The organism is Kitasatospora sp. NPDC085879, assembly GCF_040686255.1.
In the GTDB taxonomy this organism is placed as follows: Bacteria; Actinomycetota; Actinomycetes; order Streptomycetales; family Streptomycetaceae; genus Kitasatospora.
In genome coordinates this window covers 1-15,956 of the sequence record NZ_JBFBJZ010000073.1, presented here as the reverse complement: position 1 = coordinate 15,956, position 15,956 = coordinate 1, and the positions used below count along the sequence as shown (strand labels likewise).

General features: G+C 73.2%; 13 protein-coding genes. 1 reads left to right on the top strand and 12 read right to left on the bottom strand.

The features are described 5' to 3' along the window. Positions 1–633: 633 nt before the first annotated feature. Positions 634–1,362: an HAD family hydrolase gene (locus AB0P35_RS35190; protein ID WP_363519107.1), complete on the top strand. Its 729-nt coding sequence runs from the start codon at positions 634–636 to the stop codon at positions 1,360–1,362. 628 nt (positions 1,363–1,990) lie between these two features. Here AB0P35_RS35190 and AB0P35_RS35185 read toward each other — a convergent pair. The 12 genes from AB0P35_RS35185 to AB0P35_RS35130 form a co-directional block, all read right to left on the bottom strand. After that, positions 1,991–2,665: a M15 family metallopeptidase gene (locus tag AB0P35_RS35185; RefSeq protein WP_363519104.1), complete on the bottom strand. Its 675-nt coding sequence runs from the start codon at positions 2,663–2,665 to the stop codon at positions 1,991–1,993. Positions 2,666–2,725: 60 nt separating this feature from the next. Further along, positions 2,726–3,994 carry an MFS transporter gene (locus AB0P35_RS35180; RefSeq protein WP_363519101.1) on the bottom strand — a complete coding sequence of 423 codons (1,269 nt, stop codon included), beginning with the start codon at positions 3,992–3,994 and terminating at the stop codon, positions 2,726–2,728. Positions 3,995–4,078: 84 nt separating this feature from the next. Further along, on the bottom strand, positions 4,079–5,350 hold the full coding sequence (locus AB0P35_RS35175) for an ATP-grasp domain-containing protein (RefSeq protein WP_363519098.1): 1,272 nt from the start codon (positions 5,348–5,350) through the stop codon (positions 4,079–4,081). A 34-nt stretch (positions 5,351–5,384) separates the two neighbouring features. After that, the gene (locus tag AB0P35_RS35170) at positions 5,385–6,473 is read right to left on the bottom strand and encodes a hypothetical protein (RefSeq protein ID WP_363519095.1); all 1,089 of its coding nucleotides are present in this window, start codon (positions 6,471–6,473) and stop codon (positions 5,385–5,387) included. A gap of 42 nt (positions 6,474–6,515) precedes the next feature. Beyond that, positions 6,516–8,066, bottom strand: coding sequence for a class I tRNA ligase family protein (locus tag AB0P35_RS35165; protein WP_363519092.1), 1,551 nt, complete (start codon positions 8,064–8,066; stop codon positions 6,516–6,518). Between the two features lie 112 nt (positions 8,067–8,178). After that, positions 8,179–9,432 (bottom strand): ATP-grasp domain-containing protein, encoded by a 1,254-nt coding sequence (locus tag AB0P35_RS35160; protein WP_363519090.1) that lies wholly within the window; start codon positions 9,430–9,432, stop codon positions 8,179–8,181. Then, positions 9,429–10,685 carry a hypothetical protein gene (locus AB0P35_RS35155; protein WP_363519087.1) on the bottom strand — a complete coding sequence of 419 codons (1,257 nt, stop codon included), beginning with the start codon at positions 10,683–10,685 and terminating at the stop codon, positions 9,429–9,431. The genes AB0P35_RS35160 and AB0P35_RS35155 overlap by 4 nt, the downstream gene beginning before the upstream one ends. Positions 10,686–10,734: 49 nt before the next feature. Continuing rightward, positions 10,735–11,412 carry an HAD family hydrolase gene (locus AB0P35_RS35150; protein ID WP_363519084.1) on the bottom strand — a complete coding sequence of 226 codons (678 nt, stop codon included), beginning with the start codon at positions 11,410–11,412 and terminating at the stop codon, positions 10,735–10,737. Beyond that, positions 11,396–12,205 carry a hypothetical protein gene (locus tag AB0P35_RS35145; protein ID WP_363519082.1) on the bottom strand — a complete coding sequence of 270 codons (810 nt, stop codon included), beginning with the start codon at positions 12,203–12,205 and terminating at the stop codon, positions 11,396–11,398. Before AB0P35_RS35145 ends, AB0P35_RS35150 begins: the two co-directional genes overlap by 17 nt. Beyond that, positions 12,202–13,416 carry an FAD-dependent oxidoreductase gene (locus AB0P35_RS35140; RefSeq protein WP_363519079.1) on the bottom strand — a complete coding sequence of 405 codons (1,215 nt, stop codon included), beginning with the start codon at positions 13,414–13,416 and terminating at the stop codon, positions 12,202–12,204. The genes AB0P35_RS35145 and AB0P35_RS35140 overlap by 4 nt, the downstream gene beginning before the upstream one ends. Before the next feature lie 49 nt (positions 13,417–13,465). Then, positions 13,466–14,731: an aminotransferase class III-fold pyridoxal phosphate-dependent enzyme gene (locus AB0P35_RS35135; protein ID WP_363519076.1), complete on the bottom strand. Its 1,266-nt coding sequence runs from the start codon at positions 14,729–14,731 to the stop codon at positions 13,466–13,468. Positions 14,732–15,040: 309 nt separating this feature from the next. Then, on the bottom strand, positions 15,041–15,316 hold the full coding sequence (locus AB0P35_RS35130; protein ID WP_095877828.1) for a hypothetical protein: 276 nt from the start codon (positions 15,314–15,316) through the stop codon (positions 15,041–15,043). Positions 15,317–15,956 lie beyond the last annotated feature (640 nt).

Sequence of the window (15,956 nt, the reverse complement as noted above, 5' to 3'; positions counted from 1 at the left end):
TCCTCCGGGTCGGGCGGCGGCGCCTGGTGCTCGGCGCGAGCGGGTTTCCGAAGACCAGGACCGCCCGCCCGGACGAACCGTTCCGCCCGGGCCGCCCCCAGGACAGTGCTGTGACATGTACGGCCGGGAACCACCCGAGCCGCCGCCCGCCGTGCCGTGCCACGCCCCGCCGCCGACCTGCCCGAACGCCGGATCCCACCGACGCCGCGCACCGCCGACGCCGTCGCCGACCGCCGGGACAGACCCGTGACCCGGACCACCTTGACCGGGATCGGCAAGAACGGCGTCACCTACCGTGCAAGGGCCCCGGCCAGGACCGCTGGCGCCGGTGAACCAACCCAGCACCGCGCGGAACTGAAACCGCGGCAGCCGACACGAATCACGCCGAGCACGGCGGGGAGTCGGCGTGACCGGCCCCGTCGGGTACGAGACAGCGTGCGATGAGGGAGCGTCAACTGGCATCGCCGGGCCCGCACCGACCGCCGTCTCCGCCCGTCTTCGCCGTCACCCGCAGGAACGGGGAACCTGACGGCGCTGCGGCCGTCCCGTCCACGGACCTTGTCACGGTGCGGTGCAGCCTGCGCCCGCGGCCCGCGCCGACGACCAAGATCATGTCTCGAGTAGACTTCGCGGATGACGGATTCGATCGACCTTGTCATCTTCGACTGCGACGGTGTCCTGATCGACAGCGAGCGGCTGGCCGTGCAGGTGGATGCCGTGGTGCTCGCCGCGCTGGGCTGGGAGCTGACGACGGACGAGATCGTCCGCCGCTTCGTGGGCCGCTCCCATGCCGCCATGGTCGCGGAGATCGAGACGCACCTCGGCCGGCCCCTGCCGGACGGGTGGGAGGCGGAGTTCCAGCCGCTGTACGACCACGCGTTCGCAACAGAACTGACGCCGGTGCCCGGCGTGGTGGCGGCGCTGGACGCGATCGGCCTGTGCCGGCCCACCTGTGTGGCGTCCAGCAGCAGTCACGAGCGGCTGCGCACCACGCTGGGCCTCACCGGTCTGCACCCGCGGTTCGCGGGACGGATCTTCAGCGCCGAGGAGGTGGCCAACGGCAAGCCGGCCCCGGACCTGTTCCTGCACGCCGCGTCCGTGTTGGGCGTCGCGCCGGGCCGGTGCGTCGTCGTCGAGGACAGTCGGTTCGGGGTCGAGGCCGCCCGCGCGGCCGGCATGCGCTCCTTCGGCTACGCGGGCGGGCTGACGCCGTCCGAGTGGCTCGAGGGCCCGGGCACGGTGGTCTTCTCGGACATGGCGGAGCTCCCCGGTCTCCTCGCCGACGCGGGGAAACGGGCCTTCCCGGCGGTGTGGCCGGGGGTGGCCGGCCCGGGGCCGAGGACGACGCCGCGGCCCGCGTAGTACCGCTGCGCGACCGCCCACGGCACATCGACGAACTCCTGGGACTGCCCGTGCCAGCCGGACGGGTTGTGGATGGTGACCGCCTCGGGCCCGGCGCCGACGGCCAGCACGAGGTGGCCGCCGCGTGTGGGGGGCTCGGTGTCACCCCGCCGGATCCACGGGTGGACCGACAGCATCACCAGGTTCCCGGCCGCCAGCTGCCATCCGGTCTCGCGCAGCGGCAGCCAGGGCCGGGCCTCCGCCGCCAGCCCGAACCGCCGCCGGGTGTGGCGGGCGAACGGTTCGTAGATCAGTCCGTGCAGCCCGCCCTCGCGGCGCACGTAGGCGCCGGCCTCCAGGTACTCCCGGCCGAGGTCGACCAGGGCGGGCCGCTCGGCGCGCCAATGCTCGAGGGCCATGCGCAGGCAGGCCATGCCGCACAGCCGCCAGGACCAGAACCGGTAGTCCTCCGCTGAGTCGGCGCCGGATCGGGCCCAGTGCGGATCGTCGGCGGCGTCCGTCCGGCCGGTGGTGATGGCCTCGACGAGTTCCGGGGACTCCCACTGCGCGTGGTAGGGAACCCGGTGGCGGACCGGAGCGAGGATTCCGCTCGGAACCGCCGCGCCGGCCCGGGGTGGGCGCGCGCCGATCACACGGACCCCGCGATGGGTTCCCGGTCGACCGGGCCGTAGACGGCCTCGCCCCGGCCGGTTGCCATCGCCCAGTACCGGTCGCCGTACGACCAGTGCCACCACTCGGTGGGATAGTTCACGAAGCCTGCGGCGGACAGGGCGCGCCCCATGGCGTCGCGGTTGGCCCGGCTCGCCCGGTCGATGTCGGGGGCGGCCGTGTAGCAGCGCAGCCGGCTCTCCTCCGGGGAGGCGTTGACCGCCGTGCCCATGGGCAGTTCGGTGCCGTCCGCCGTGCACAGTGTCAGGTCGATGGCGGCGCCCGCCGAGTGGGGGGCGACGTGCGGCGGTGACACGTAGCGGCTGGCGGCGAGGTCGAGTTCGCCGTCCGGCATGTCCGGGTGCAGGGCCCGCAGCCGGTCGCGGTAGGCGGTGAAGTAGGTGCGCTGCAGCGCCGGGGGGCGGTAGCCCTCCACGAAGCGGAAGCGGAGGTCGGACGGGAGCAGCGCCGCGGCGTCGGCCAGGCGCTCTGCGACCTCCCGGCGCACGTGGGCGAACGAGCCGTCGGCGTCGGCCTTGCGCCGGTCGAGGACCAGGAGGCCGAGGTCGCGGAGGTCGACCAGGGGTTGTCCGCAGTCGGCGGCGGGCAGGCCGGTGACGCGCGGATCGGCCATCACGATCACGTCGGCGGTCATGGGGGTCTCTCCTGGGGTCGGGGCGGTGTGCGGGCGGGCGGCGTGTTCCGGTCGGGCGGGTCAGGCGGTGAGGGCTCGGACGTCCTTCACGGCCAGCGGGATCAGCATGGCGGCCAGCGAGGCGGCCGCGGCGCAGATCAGGGTGGTGGTCGTCCCGCAGGCCGCGGCGAGGGGGCCGATCACGGCCATGCCGAGGGGGCGCAGCGCCATGGAGCCGAAGCGGTTCACGGCATCGACGCGGGAGAGCAGCTCGCGGGGCACCTCCTTGGCGATCGCCGCCGACTCCATGGCTGTGAACAGGGCGATGGCGGCGCCGGAGACGAACTCGGAGACCGCGATCAGCGGCAGGGCCGCGGGCACGGCCAGCAGCAGGAGGGTCGGTCCGGCGCCGAGGACCATGACCAGGTACCCGGTGCGCAGCGGCCGGGCGGGCCGGAACTTGAGGGAGAGCGCGGTTCCGCACAGTCCGCCGGCGCCGAGCGCGGTGACGATGACGGCCCACGCGGAGGCGCCGCCGAGGTTGTCCCGGGCGACGACCGGTCCGAGGACGTTCAGTGCGGAGAGCAGGAAGAATTGGAAGGCGGTGGCGCTGAGGATGAGGGCGGCGAGCCAGTGCCGTTCGGCCACGCAGCGCAGGCCCTCGGCGATGTCCCGGACAACGGGCTTGCGCGCGCCGCGGGGCGGGTTGCCGAGGGGGCCGGCGAGGACGACGAGTGCCGCGCCGGCGAGGAACGTCGCGGCGTCCGCGAGCAGGATCCAGCCGGGGTCGACGACGGCCAGCAGGAGGCCGGCGAGCACGGGGCCGGCGATCTCGGCGGTGTTGCCGACCAGGGAGAAGAGGCTGTACGTCTCCTGGAGCCTGCCCTCGGGCGCGACCTCGGCGACGGCCGCGGTCGAGGCGGGGTTGAAGAAGGCGCCGGTGGCGCCGCGGACGGCGGCCAGGGCGGCGATCGCCCACAGCGGCGCGTGGTGGAGCAGGATCATGGCGCCACAGGCCGCCTGGGTGGCGAAGCCTCCCAGACTGGACCAGGCCATGACGGCCCGTCGGGGGTAGCGGTCGCCGATCACGCCGCCGATCAGGACGAGGCCGATGCTCGGTACTGCGCGGGCGGCGAGGACCGTGCCGAGTCCGGAGGCTCCGCCTCCGCTCTCCAGGACGGCGAACGCGAGGGCGACCGGTGCCAGCATGTCGCCGAGTACGGAGATGCCGCGTGCGGCGAACAGCCGGCGCAGGGCGCGATGGCGCAGCAGGTGCCTGGTGGACCGGGCCGTGGTCTCTTCGCGGTGGGCGGCCGGCGGGGCCGGGGCTGTGTCCGGTGGTGCTTCCATGGGTCTCCTCGGGTGGTCCTGGGATGCTCGTCGGGTACTCGCCCGGGCGGCTGCCGGGCGGGGCCGGCAGCCGCCCGCGCGGTGTCAGTCGTCGGCGGTCGCGCTGGTGAATTCGGCCTGCTCCCAGGCGCGGACGGCCCGGTAGTCCTGTTCCAGGCGCTCGGGGTCGGCGTGGCACAGGTAGAGGCCGCCGGGCTTGGTCCACAGGTCGACGGTCCGGCTGATCCGGTCGCCCGCCTTCACCGGGATGCGCAGGCCGTGGAATGACGGCAGGGCGGTGATCGGCCGGAGGTCCAGGTCGCGGACGAGGCGGCCGCTGGTCGGGGAGATGAGGCTGACGCCGAGGGCGTGCTGCCGCAGCGGGCGGGTCGGGCCGCGGTCCGTGACCTCCTCGGGGGCGAGGTAGCACTGGACGACCTCGTCGAGGTGGCAGGTGCCGAGGGCGCGCAGGCCGAGCGAGGGGTCGTGGCCGCCGGGCAGTCGGGTGCCGGTCTCCAGCAGCAGCGGTCCGCGTGCGGTCACGATCACCTCGGTGTGGGCCGCGCCCCAGCGCACGCCGAGGTGGGTGAGAACGTCGAAGACGTAGGCGAGGAGCTCCTGACAGGTCTCGCTCCGCGGGTCCTGGAGCACTTGGCGGTCGTAGACGGGGCTGCCGTCGATCGTCCGCTTCTCGGAGCGCCAGATCTCGACGGCCGCGTGGTGGCCGTCCACCGACACGGTGTTGACCATGTATTCGGGGCCCTCGAGGTACTCCTGCAGGACCACGCCGTCGTTGGTCTGGCCGTAGGTGTTGGCGCGGGCGACGACGGCGTCCACGGCGGCGTCCCGTTCGGCGGCGCTGCGGCATACGTGGACGCCGTCGGTGCCGGCGCTGGCGGGCGGTTTGACGACGACGGTGGCTCCGTCGAGGTCGCCGCCGATCCGCCGGAGGACGGTGCGGTGCTCGTCGAGGTGCTGTTGCGCGGGCACCGGGACACCGCGGTCGTCGAGGATGCGGTGCATCGCGCGTTTGTCGCGCCGGGCGGTGGCGAAGCCGTCCGCGTTGGCGGTCGGCAGGCCCATGCGGGTGGCGAGGAGGTCGGCGACGTCCGCGCCGCTCTCGGCGCCGGCCAGCACGTGGTGGACGCCGAGTCGGGCGAGTTCCCCGGCGGTGGCGTCGATGTCGCCGGTGAAGTCGAGCCGGTCGCGGAAGTCCTCGGGGTGGAAGGTGTCGATCTGCTGCTCGAAGTGGGCGTCGTGGTTGCGGACGTGGACGACCGGGACGCCGCGGGAGCGGAGGGCGGGCCCGAGCAGGTGGCCCGATCCGAAGGCGTCGACGACTGCGACGGCCCTGCTGTTGTAGCCGTGGTAGAGCAAGGTTCTCCTGACTCCGTGCTGCGGATGCTGGCGGTCAGCGGGTTGCGGGCAGCGGGGTGTCCGCGGTGACGCGGGCGGTGCGCGCCGGGTCCGTCCAGGGGGCGAGCTTGCGCGGGTTGGCGGCGCTGCGCAGGACGAGGCCGAGCAGGTCGCGGTAGGGGATTCCGGCGGCCTGGGCGGAGAGCACCAGGTTGCTGCCGTGCTGGACGCCGGGGAGGGTGTTCAGTTCGAGCAGCTGGGGCTCGCCGTCCTCGGGGAGGATGAAGTCGACGCGGACGGCGCCCTCGGGGTCGAGCAGGCCGAGGACTCGGCGGGTGGCGTCGTGCAGCTGCCGCAGCCGCGGGTCGGCCATGTCGGTGAGCGCCTCGTAGCGGACGGAGCCGGCCTTCTCGCCGTGGAGTTTGCTGTACTCGTCGTAGTACTCGCGGTCGGTGGCGCAGGCGATCGGCGGGAGCAGGACGACCTGGTCGCCGATGCGCAGCGCGGAGACGGTGACGGTGGCGCCGTCGACGAAGGTCTCGGCGATGACGTCGCCGAAGCCGGCCTCGCGCAGCCGGCCGAGAGTGGACCGGAAGTCGTCGGGCTCGGTGACGAGGACGGTGCCGATGCTGCTGCCGCCGTTGACGGCCTTGAGCATGAGCGGGAAGCGGTCGACGGCGGGGGTGTCGGCGCCGTCGGCGAGCCGCTGGTGGGCGGGTGAGGCGACGCCGCTGGTGGCGACCACGAGCTTGGTGAGCCGCTTGTCGGCGCCGATGGCGCTGGTGGCGACGCCGCTTCCGGTGTAGGGGACGCCGAGGTAGGCGAGGGTGCCCTGGAGGTTGCCGTCCTCGCCGAAGTCGCCGTGGGTGTTGAGGAAGGCGGCGTCGAACTCCATGACACGGGAGGGGAATTCGGGGTCGGTGGGGTCGAGCCACTGAGCCTGGACGCCGAGTTCGCGCAGGCCGCCGAGGACGTCGTTGACGGACCACTCGCTCTGCGGCTTGCTCTCCATGTAGAGGCGGTCCTCGATGGAGGCGGCGCCGTACACGACGGCGACCTTCCAGCCGGGCAGCGGGGCGACGGCGGTGCGGACGAGTTCGTCGAGCTCGTGGGGCTGGTGGTCGTGCCAGCTGGTGATGTTCATGGTGTCTCTCCGATGGGAGGCGTGGTGCCGGGTGACGTCCGGTCAGCCCGCGGCGGGCTCCGGCCGGGCCCGGTGCACGTAGGGCAGGAGGGAGGCGGCGGTCAGCGGTTCGGCGGGCGGCGCGGGGACGAGCGGCTCGCCGACCGGGCCGGTGGAGCCGGTCCTGGCGTCGGCCGCGGTCGGGCTGCCGGTGAAGCCGAGCTGGTGCCAGATCCGGTCGGCGAGGGCCGGCACCAGGGGGTGGCCGAGCAGGGCGAGGCCGAGCAGCCACTGCGCGGGGTCGTCGCCGGGCCCGGAGCGCATCCAGCGGTCGAGGTGGCCGACGGCGGCCGCCAGGTCGAGCCGGTCGGGGCGCAGCACCTCGTGCTGCTCGTCGAGGGCCCGGAGGACGGCGGCGCCGGCGGTGACCGGGCCGCGGGCGGCGCGGACCGCCTCGACGGCGGGCAGCAGTGCCCGGTGCTGCCAGGCGCGGAACTCCGCGACCTGCGCGACCAGTCCGTCCAGGGTGAGGTCCGCGGTGCCGTGGTCCAGCGGTGCGTGCAGCAGGTGGTGGCGCAGTTCGTCGGCGGTGATCGAGCTGCCTTCGAGGAGTTCGCTGAGCCAGATGCCGTGGCGCTTGCTGGTGGAGCACTTCTGGCCCTCGAAGTACAGCATGCCGTTGGCGATCGCGGCGTCGAAGGGCTTCAGCGCGCCTCCGGACCCCTGGGCGATGACGTGCGGGGAGACGAAGCCGGGGCGGGAGTTGTCGCTGCCGAAGACGCCGATGGTGGTGACGCCGCTGCCGGGGGTGAAGGGGTTGACTGCGGCGCCGGTCGTTCGCCGGTACAGCTCGCCGCAGTAGACGCTGTACAGGAAGTAGCTGTTGGCGATGACCTTGCCGGCGTCGAGGCTCGGGCTCTGGATGCCCCAGGTGCCCTGCGCGGTGAGGTGGATGCGGCCGCCGCGCCCGTCGAGGTAGCGGGTGACGGTTTCGAGGAAGACCGGGGGGACGCCGGTGCGGCGGTGGCTCTCGGCGATGGCGGCCGGGTCGGCGGGGTAGGCGAACCAGTTCTTCTCGTCGCGCCATTCGAGGGCGCTGTCGTCGAGCCTGGAGCGGGGGTTGACGACCTCTTCGGGCTGGAAGAACTGGCCGCAGAAGGTGCAGGTGGCTCCGCCGCACGGCTGGCCGCAGTGCGGGCAGTCGCCGGCGATCCAGGTGCCGACCACGGCGCGGCCGGTGCGGACGGAGAACGGGATGCGCTCGCTCTCCTCGCGGGCCGCTCCGGTGTCGCGCAGCAGGGCGAGCGTGTTCTCGTGGACGGCGTGGTAGTCGGCCGTGTGCTCGGGCGAGGTGGGGTCGACCCACTGGTCGAGCCGGATGTCGAGGTTGTCGAGGTCGCGCTTGATACCGGCGTGGTAGTGGGCGGCGGTGTCTCGGGGGCTGCGGTCGTCGGGCCGGGCGGCGGCCACCACCCAGTCCTCGTAGCCGTCGCTGCCGCTGATGACCGCGACCCGGTGGCCGCGGGTGCGCAGGGCGCGGGCGACGACGTCGGCGCGCAGGTAGGTGCCGGCGCCGTGGCCGATGTGCAGGCGCCCGTTGGGCGTCGGCTGCATGGGCACGACGAGAACGGCCTGTTCGATGTGCACGGGTGGCCTTTCGCGAGTGGGAGGGGGCGGCCGGGCGGGCCTTCGGCGGTCCGGCCCGGCCGCCGGGGGCGGTCGTCCGCTAGGGCCGGTCGGCCGGCTCGGCGGGCGGTTCGACGACCGCGCTGCTCTCGAACCAGTCGACGGCCTTGCGCAGGACGTCCTCGACCTCGTTGCGGTCGGCGCCGCGCACGACGACGGAGGCGATCCGGGCGCTGCTGTGCTCGGCCCGGCCGAGGACGGTGCCGACCGGCACGTTGAGCCGGTACTGGTCGACGCCGTCGACGGGGCAGGTGTCGGGTGCGGCGGTGAGGGTGCCGGGCCGGCCGGGGAAGATCGCGAACCCGGCGGCCTGCCGGGGCGCCTCGGCCGGCTCGGAGGCGAGCGGGACGGAGCCGAGCGCGCGGATGTGGTCGGCGACCATGTCGGTGCCGAAGCCGAGCCGGACCGTCTCGTAGATCTTGCCGCCGCCGACCCGGCAGCCGATCTCGTTGAGCAGCAGGTCGCCGTTGGGCGCGAGGAACGCCTCCGCGTGGAAGGCCATGGCGTCGTCCAGGCCGAGGGCCTCCATGGCGGCGACGGTGAGGTCCTGCAGGGCACCGGTGAGCGGGTCGTGGGCGTCGAGCATGGCGCTGGTGAGCACCTCGCCGTCGCGGTAGCCGAGGCAGGAGGAGCAGGCCGACGGCCAGATGAGCGCGGGCCGGCCGTCGACGACCAGGCCGTCGATGTGGAAGAGGTCGTGCTCGATGTACTTCTCGGCCATCAGCGGGGCGCCGTCGTCGCCGCCGAGGGCGGGTGTGCGCTCGATGTAGGCGTTGAGCTCCGCGGGGTCGCGCAGGACCTCGACGCCCATCGAGCCGGCGCCGCGCCGCGGCTTGACCACGACGGGGTAGCCGTGGTCGGCGGCGAAGGCGTGCAGGGCGGTCGCGTGCGGGACGGCGGCGTAGGGCGCCACGGGGACGCCCGCGGCGGACAGCAGGTCCTTCATGCGCAGCTTGTCGCGGTAGGCCTCGGCCTGGGCCGGCTGCTGGCCGGGGATGCCCAGTGCCACGCGGAGCCGGGCGGCGCGCAGCAGGTCGAACTCGTTGGTGGCGATGACCGCGTCGAACCCGTGGCGCCGGTGCAGCTCGATCGCGGTGGTCTCGACGGACGGGTTCTCGTGGAAGTCCTTGAGGACGAAGACCTCGAGGTAGCCCTTGAGTTCGGCCTCGGCGGCGCCGGGGGCGCGGCTGACGGCGGAGGCGGCGGTGATCAGGACGGCCTCGTTGCCGTCGCCGAGCCAGTGGAGGTAGGGCGTGGTGTCGAGCTTGGACCGGTTGATGATCAGGAACTTCACGGCCGCTCCTCCCCCGGGTGCCCGTCGGCCGCGGGTTCGACCTCTATGTGGAAGGCCTTCCGCACGGCGGCGACGGTCTCGTCGAGGCCGGCCCGGTCGGTGTACCGGGCGTGGACGACGGCGCTGACGGTGGAGGAGTCCATGAGTCCGCCGACCGTGTCGCCGACGCTCAGCCGGATGTCCGCCTCGATCAGTCCGGGGACGGCGGCGAGGTCGTCGGCGGTGCTGATCGCGGTGACGGTGCCGCGCCGGGCGGGCAGCAGGATCTCGACGAGGTCGCCTGCCGAGGCGCCGGTCGGGGCATGGTAGGGCTCGCCGAGGCTGGTGGCGAGGTGGGCGTCCCAGGTGTCGAAGCCGCTGTCGAGCTGGAGCATGCGGCGGATGCCGCCGCCGCCGGGCCGGCAGGCGATCTCGCCGGCGTACAGGCCGCCGGGGGTGGCGAGGACCTCGAAGTGGGTGACGCCGTCGCGGAGTCCGACCGCGCGGACGACGCGCTCGTGCATGGCGAGGATCTCCAGCGCCTCCGGGGACTCCTGGTCGATCAGGTGCGAGCCGAACGCGCCGTCGGAGTAGCCGAGGACCGGCCTGAGGTAGCGGGAGACGCGGACGTGGGCGATGCGGCCGTCGACGACGTAGCCGTCGCAGTGGTACTCGTCCGTGACGTCCAGGTACGTCTCGACGACGACCGGGAAGGCCTTCTCGGAGGTGGTGGCCGGGTGGGCGAGCCGCTCGGTGTAGGCCTGCCCGGCGGGCGAGCGGAGCTCGTCCTCGGAGCGGAGCACCTCGGTGGCGTCCGCACCGGAGCCGAGCACCGGCTTGACGATCACCGGGTAGCCGATCTCCCGTGCGGCGTCGGCGAGTTCGGTCGCGTCCCCGGCCGTCCGATGGGTGGCGGTGCGTACCCCGGCGTCGGTGAGGGCACGGTTCATGGCGGCCTTGTCGGTGCACGCGCGCACGGTGTCGAACGACGGTCCGGGCAGGCCGAGTGCGGTGCGCAGCCGGCCTGCGGTCAGGGCGGCGCGCTCGGACAGCGCGACCACGTGCGAGTAGCCGGTGAGGTCGTGTCCGGCGAGGACGGCCGCGGTGGCCTCCTCCGGGTCGTTGAGGTCGTCGACGAGGGCGAGGGCGGTGCCGGGCGGATACTGGTCGACGAAGCGCGGCTCGGTGACGAACAGCACGTCGAGGTCGGCGCGTTCGGCGAGCTGCCCGGCGATCTTGGTGTTGCCGGTGTTGGTGGCGATGACGCGTTTCATGGCTGGTTCCGTTTCGGGTCGTCGGCGCGGTGCGGCGGGCGCGCCTGCGTCAGCACGGGACGGCGAGGCGCAGGACCTGCGGCAGGGCGGTGATCCGCCGTCCGGGCCAGGGGTTGCCCTCGCCGAGGTCGAGGAGGACGGCGGTCATCCCGGCCTCGGTGGCGCCGTCGAGTTCGCGGTCGTGGCCGTCGCCGACGTACAGGCATTCGGCGGGGTCGACGCCGAGGCGGCGGGCGGCGAGCCGGAAGACCTCCGGGTCGGGCTTCATCAGGCCGGCCTCGGCGGAGAGCACGGTGATGTCGAGCAGCGGCCCGAGGGCGGAGCGGTCGAGCATGTCCCGCACGTCGGAGCTGCAGTTGGAGACCAGGCCGAGGTACAGCCCGTCCTCGCGCAGGGCGGTGAGCGTCTCGACGGCGCCGGGTGCCGGTGCGGCGAAGCCCTGCCCGTGGATGCCGCGGCGGACCCTCATGGCCTCGGCGAGGCGGGCGTCGTCCCAGTCGGCGCCGAGCTGTTCGCGCAGTTCGGCCAGGTAGCCGTCGAGCGGGCCGGTCTCCCGGCGGGTGCGGGTCTGTGCCCACGGCCCGGCGAGTTCGGCCTCGGGTGTGCCGAGGGCGCGTGCGGTATCGGTGAAGGCTCGGCGCTTCACCTCGTCCGGCAGCGGCACCAGGGTCTTCCACAGGTCGAAGACCACGGCCCGGAAGGGGCCGGTGTCACCGCTGTGCCGCATCGTGGTCCTCCTTGTGCGCGTCGTTGTCGTGCGCGTCGTTGTCATGCCGGTCGTTGCCGTGCGGGTCGTCGCCGTGCGCGTCGGGCCAGCGGAGCACGACCGGGTTCGTCCAGTCGGAGTTGTCGACGAGGACGTGGGCGTGCCGGGCCGGCGGGTGGGCGGCGAGGTAGGCGCGCTGGGCCGGCAGGTACTTGGTGCCGTACTTGCGCATCACGTCCTCGCCCTGGCCCGGGACGTCGCGGATCCGGGCCCGTTCGAGGACGACGTCCTCCCGGACGTCGAGGTGGACGAACAGGTCGATCAGGTCGCGGACTTCGGGCCGGAGGAGGAAGACGCCCTCGACGATCACCGTGGTCCGCGGCCCCACGGTGTACCGGCGGCGCAGGGTGGGGGTGTCGGTCGGCAGGTCGAGCAGGGTCAGCTCGGTGTCGAGCCGGCCCTCGTCCCGGATCGGGCGCAGGACGTCGCGGGCGGCCCGTTCGAAGTCGATGCTGTGGGCGTAGTACTGCTCGGGTTCGGGCAGGTCGGGCCGGTAGCGGTGGGCGCGCGGGTGGTGGAAGTCGTCGATGTGGACGACCTGGTGGGGGGTGGCGCGGTGGGCGAGGGCGTCGGCGAGTTCGTCGGCGAGCCGGGATTTGCCGGAGGTGTCCATCCCGGTGATGCCGACGACCAGCGGCCGGTCGGGGTGCTTGCTGCGGCCGAGCAGCGTGCGGAGCCTCTCCACGAGTTCGGCGCGGCCGATCGGCGCGGCGGCCGGGTCGGCGGCCGGGTCGGCGGAGGTGGGGGCGGTCACCGGGCCGGCTCCGGGGCCGGGAGGGCGAGCCTGAGTCGGTCGGCGAGCCGGGCGTACAGTCCGCTGCCGTAGACGGCGTGGTCGCGCAGGGCGGTCGGGGTGGGCTCGATCCGCAGGACGGACAGGGCCGGCCGGGCGAGGCCGCCGACGATCGCGGCGCCGTCCTCGGTGTGGGCGAGGCGCTCGGCGGAGTCCCCGGGGCGGGCCGGCCGGCCGTCGACCAGCAGGTCGGGCGCATGGCCGTGGTAGCCGAGGGCCTGGACGACGAGGTCGGCCCGGTCGAGGAGCTCGTCCGCGTCGGTGAGGCGCGCGGCGCGCACGATCCGGGCCTGCGGCACCTCGCCCGCCCACAGGGCGCAGTACAGCGCGCGGGACTCGTGGCGCAGGCCGGAGTCGCGGTAGACGATGCCGGTGGCCGGGCAGACGTCGGTCTCCGGGTCGGCGGGCCGCTCGCGGCCCGGGACCAGGCCTTCGACGGCCTCCCGCAGGCTCGGGTACATCAGCCTGGCGGGGCCGCGCTGGACGACGTCGACGGACGGCGCCCGGTAGTCGGGCCGGGTACGGCGGATCTCGTCGAACAGCTCCAGCAGGACCCGGAGTGCGGACATGGCGCTGTGCGAGGAGCCGGCGACGGCGATCCGGCCGCCTTCGAGGCCGGCGATCCGCCGGCGCACCGCGTCGCGGCCGCGTCGGCTGATGACCTCGGCGGAGCGCAGCGTCTTGGCGCTCCAGGGGGCGAGTTCCGGGTGCGGCCGCTCGGTCCGGCCGGTGGCCAGGACGGCGTGCCGGCACTCGACGGTGCGGCCGCCGCGGAGCCGGAGCACCGCGCCCGAGCCGTCGCCGGCGAGGTCCACGGCCTCGACCTCGGTGTCCAGGTGGACGCGGTCGCCGAGCGTGCCGGCGAGCGTCTCGCCGAGGCGGCCGAGTGCGGCGGCGAGGTGGGCCATCGGCACCGGTTCCTCGGCGCGGGCGACCCGGGCGACCCGGGGGTCCTCGCGCAGGCCGGCGAACGGGCCCCGGTAGGAGCACTCCTTGAGGAACCGGGAGCCGACAGAGGTGCTGGTGATCGCGTAGTCGGCGAAGCCGCCCGGGCCGAGCTCGGCGGACCGCTCGAAGACGTCCACGCGGTGGGCGAGCAGGTCGGGTGCGGAGGCCAGGAATCCGGTGGTGCGGAAGCCGCCGCCCACGAAGGCGAGGTCGGTGTCGGTCATCGGGTGCCTCCCGCCGGCGGTGCGCCGGTGTGGTCGGTGCGGTGGGGGCTCACGCGGCGTGCTCCGTGAGGAGCGCGTCGAAGCGGTCGCAGATCAGGTCGGCCTCGGCCATGGTCAGCGTCAGCGGCGGCCGGATCTTGAGGACGTTTCCGAATCCGTAGCGGGAGGTGCGCAGGATGAGCCCGTGCTCCATCGCCTTGTGGGCGAGGTGGTTGGTGAGGTCGACGGCCGGGGAGCCGTCCGGCTCGGAGATCTCGATGCCGATCATGAGGCCGACGCCGCGCACCTCGGAGATGCAGCGGTGACGGCGGCTCATCTCCTCCAGGCGGGCGAGGATGTGGTTGCCGGTGGCCCGCACGTTGGCGAGGAAGTCCGGGTCGTCGATGACGTCGAGGGTGGCCAGCGCGGCGGCGGCGGAGAGCAGGTTGGCGCCGTAGGTGAAGGAGTGCTCATGGCTGGGCATGCCGGCGAGCTCGTCGCTGGCCAGGATCGCCGCGACCTGGGCGCCGGAGCCGCCGAGGCCCTTCGCGACGGTCATGGCGTCCGGCTCGACGCCGAAGTGCTCGGCGGCGAACATCCGGCCGGTGCGGCCGATGCCGGTCTGGATCTCATCGAAGATCATTTTGATGTTGTGCTCGTCGCACAGCTCGCGGAGCTTGGCGAAGTAGCCGTCCGGCGGGACGATGTTGCCGCCGTTGCCCGAGATGGGCTCGATGAGGACGGCGGCGACGCTGCCGCTGCTGGCGAACTCCAGGAAGTCACTGATCCGGTCGACGCACATCAGGCCGCAGGAGCCGGCCTGCTGGCCGTAGAAGCAGCGGTGGCAGTACGGGTCCGGCACCTGGAGACCGCCCGGGTACAGCTGGGCGAACGGCTCCCGGCGGAAGGCGTTGCCGGACAGGCTCGCCATCATCATGGTCTGCCCGACGTGGCTGCGGAACAGCGTGATGACGTCGCGCTTGCCGGTGGCCCGCTGCGCCATCTTGACGGCGCCCTCGTTGGCCACCGAGCCGCCGGAGACCTTCAGGTGGGCCTTCGTCAGCCGCTTGGGCGCGAGGTCCACCAGACGCTGCGACAGCCGGTTGACCGCCTCCGTCTGGAAGCTGGAGGTGACGTGGATCAGCTCGTCGGCCTGGTCCTTCATCGCCTTGATGACGGCCGGGTGCCGGTACCCGAGGCTGAGATTGAAGGTGGCGGAGGCGCAGTCGATGTAGCCGCGGCCCTCCGAGTCGTACAGGTAGACGCCCTCGCCGGTCACCATCCGGGTGTCGGACACGGAATAGTAGACGGCCTCGGGGCCAGTGATTTCGGACATGACGAATTACCTCTCAACGATAATGGTGGCGGCCATTCGCCGAGATCATCAGGAAAGCAGTGAATTGCTCGCTGGACGTGAAAGAACATCGGAACGTCGGCGGCGCGCCGAACAGCCCCGGAAACATCGGTGAAAAGCGCCCGGCGGCACACGGCACGCACGGGCCCGGCCCGGAAATCAGGCCTGCGAAGAAGTTCCCCGTCCCTCGGGCACGGTGGTGGCCGGGAGCGCTCGACGGCACACGTCGCGGTGTGCGCGGCTCCTCGGCGGACGCCCCCCGGGCCCGCTAGTCCCCCATGGATCTCAGTGTCAGCCGTAGACGATGCGTCGCATCTGACGTGTGGTCAACGGCTTTGCCGTGACCCGCCGATGCGGCAGTTCCTTGCCGACGCGCTCGAAGATCGCGTCGTTGTTCAGACCGGCCTGTTGCAGTTCCCGGTGCCGACGACGCACGTAGTCGTCGGCCGGTTCCGCGAAGTAGGCCATTACTTCTGCCACGGCGCGAGCCGCGCCCCCCGGGCTCAAAGGAGTCGTTCGAGTGAGGTGCGCGATCAGGTCACCGTGTGGGTGCCTCGTTTCGATCACAAGATGAACTCTACGAGACTTGCCGATGAACGATCAAGGTGCCTGCCCGATATCGGGCAGTACACGGAGCAGGTTCAGACCACTGCCGGAGAAGCCGCCTTTGTGCAGACCGGACGCCGATGAGCAGGCGATTCGCGCCCCCACTCGGAACTGCTCCGCCGGGGCTCGCGATGGCGCGGCGGAATCCATCGCGAACCGCATCAGCCGCACGCGAATCCATTGCCGCTCCGCTCGTGATCACCGAGGCAGGACGGCGGCACCGGGGGTACGGGCCGCCGGTCGCCTCACCGACGCCGCGGCTCGGTGCGTGAACTCCGAGGTCGCGTTCGAGCCTTCATGGGACCCTGTCGCCACGCCGGCCGCGGCTGCTTCCCCACGAAAAGCCACCAGAAGTTGTGTCTGCGCTCGCGCCGTGCCCCTGCAGGTCGGGGCCGGCCGGCGCCATCGCCGGGGCGAGGCGGCGGGCAGCGGCCAACCCATAAAATCCAACGAAGTTGCGAACGAGCCCGACTGACGATCAGTCGCAGAGACACGGTTGACCCGGGGTGCCGACGGAAGCCGCGCCCCGGAAACGCGGCAGGCCCGGCACCTTGGGTGCCGGGCCTGGCGGGGTTGGTAGCGGGGACAGGATTTTTAACTG

Coding starts and splice junctions, on each gene's coding strand:
- AB0P35_RS35190 (WP_363519107.1), top strand. CDS start 634: ATGACGGATTCGATCGACCTTGTCATCTTCGACTGCGACGGTGTCCTG.
- AB0P35_RS35185 (WP_363519104.1), bottom strand. CDS start 2,665: ATGACCGCCGACGTGATCGTGATGGCCGATCCGCGCGTCACCGGCCTG.
- AB0P35_RS35180 (WP_363519101.1), bottom strand. CDS start 3,994: ATGGAAGCACCACCGGACACAGCCCCGGCCCCGCCGGCCGCCCACCGC.
- AB0P35_RS35170 (WP_363519095.1), bottom strand. CDS start 6,473: ATGAACATCACCAGCTGGCACGACCACCAGCCCCACGAGCTCGACGAA.
- AB0P35_RS35165 (WP_363519092.1), bottom strand. CDS start 8,066: ATGCAGCCGACGCCCAACGGGCGCCTGCACATCGGCCACGGCGCCGGC.
- AB0P35_RS35155 (WP_363519087.1), bottom strand. CDS start 10,685: ATGAAACGCGTCATCGCCACCAACACCGGCAACACCAAGATCGCCGGG.
- AB0P35_RS35150 (WP_363519084.1), bottom strand. CDS start 11,412: ATGCGGCACAGCGGTGACACCGGCCCCTTCCGGGCCGTGGTCTTCGAC.
- AB0P35_RS35140 (WP_363519079.1), bottom strand. CDS start 13,416: ATGACCGACACCGACCTCGCCTTCGTGGGCGGCGGCTTCCGCACCACC.
- AB0P35_RS35135 (WP_363519076.1), bottom strand. CDS start 14,731: ATGTCCGAAATCACTGGCCCCGAGGCCGTCTACTATTCCGTGTCCGAC.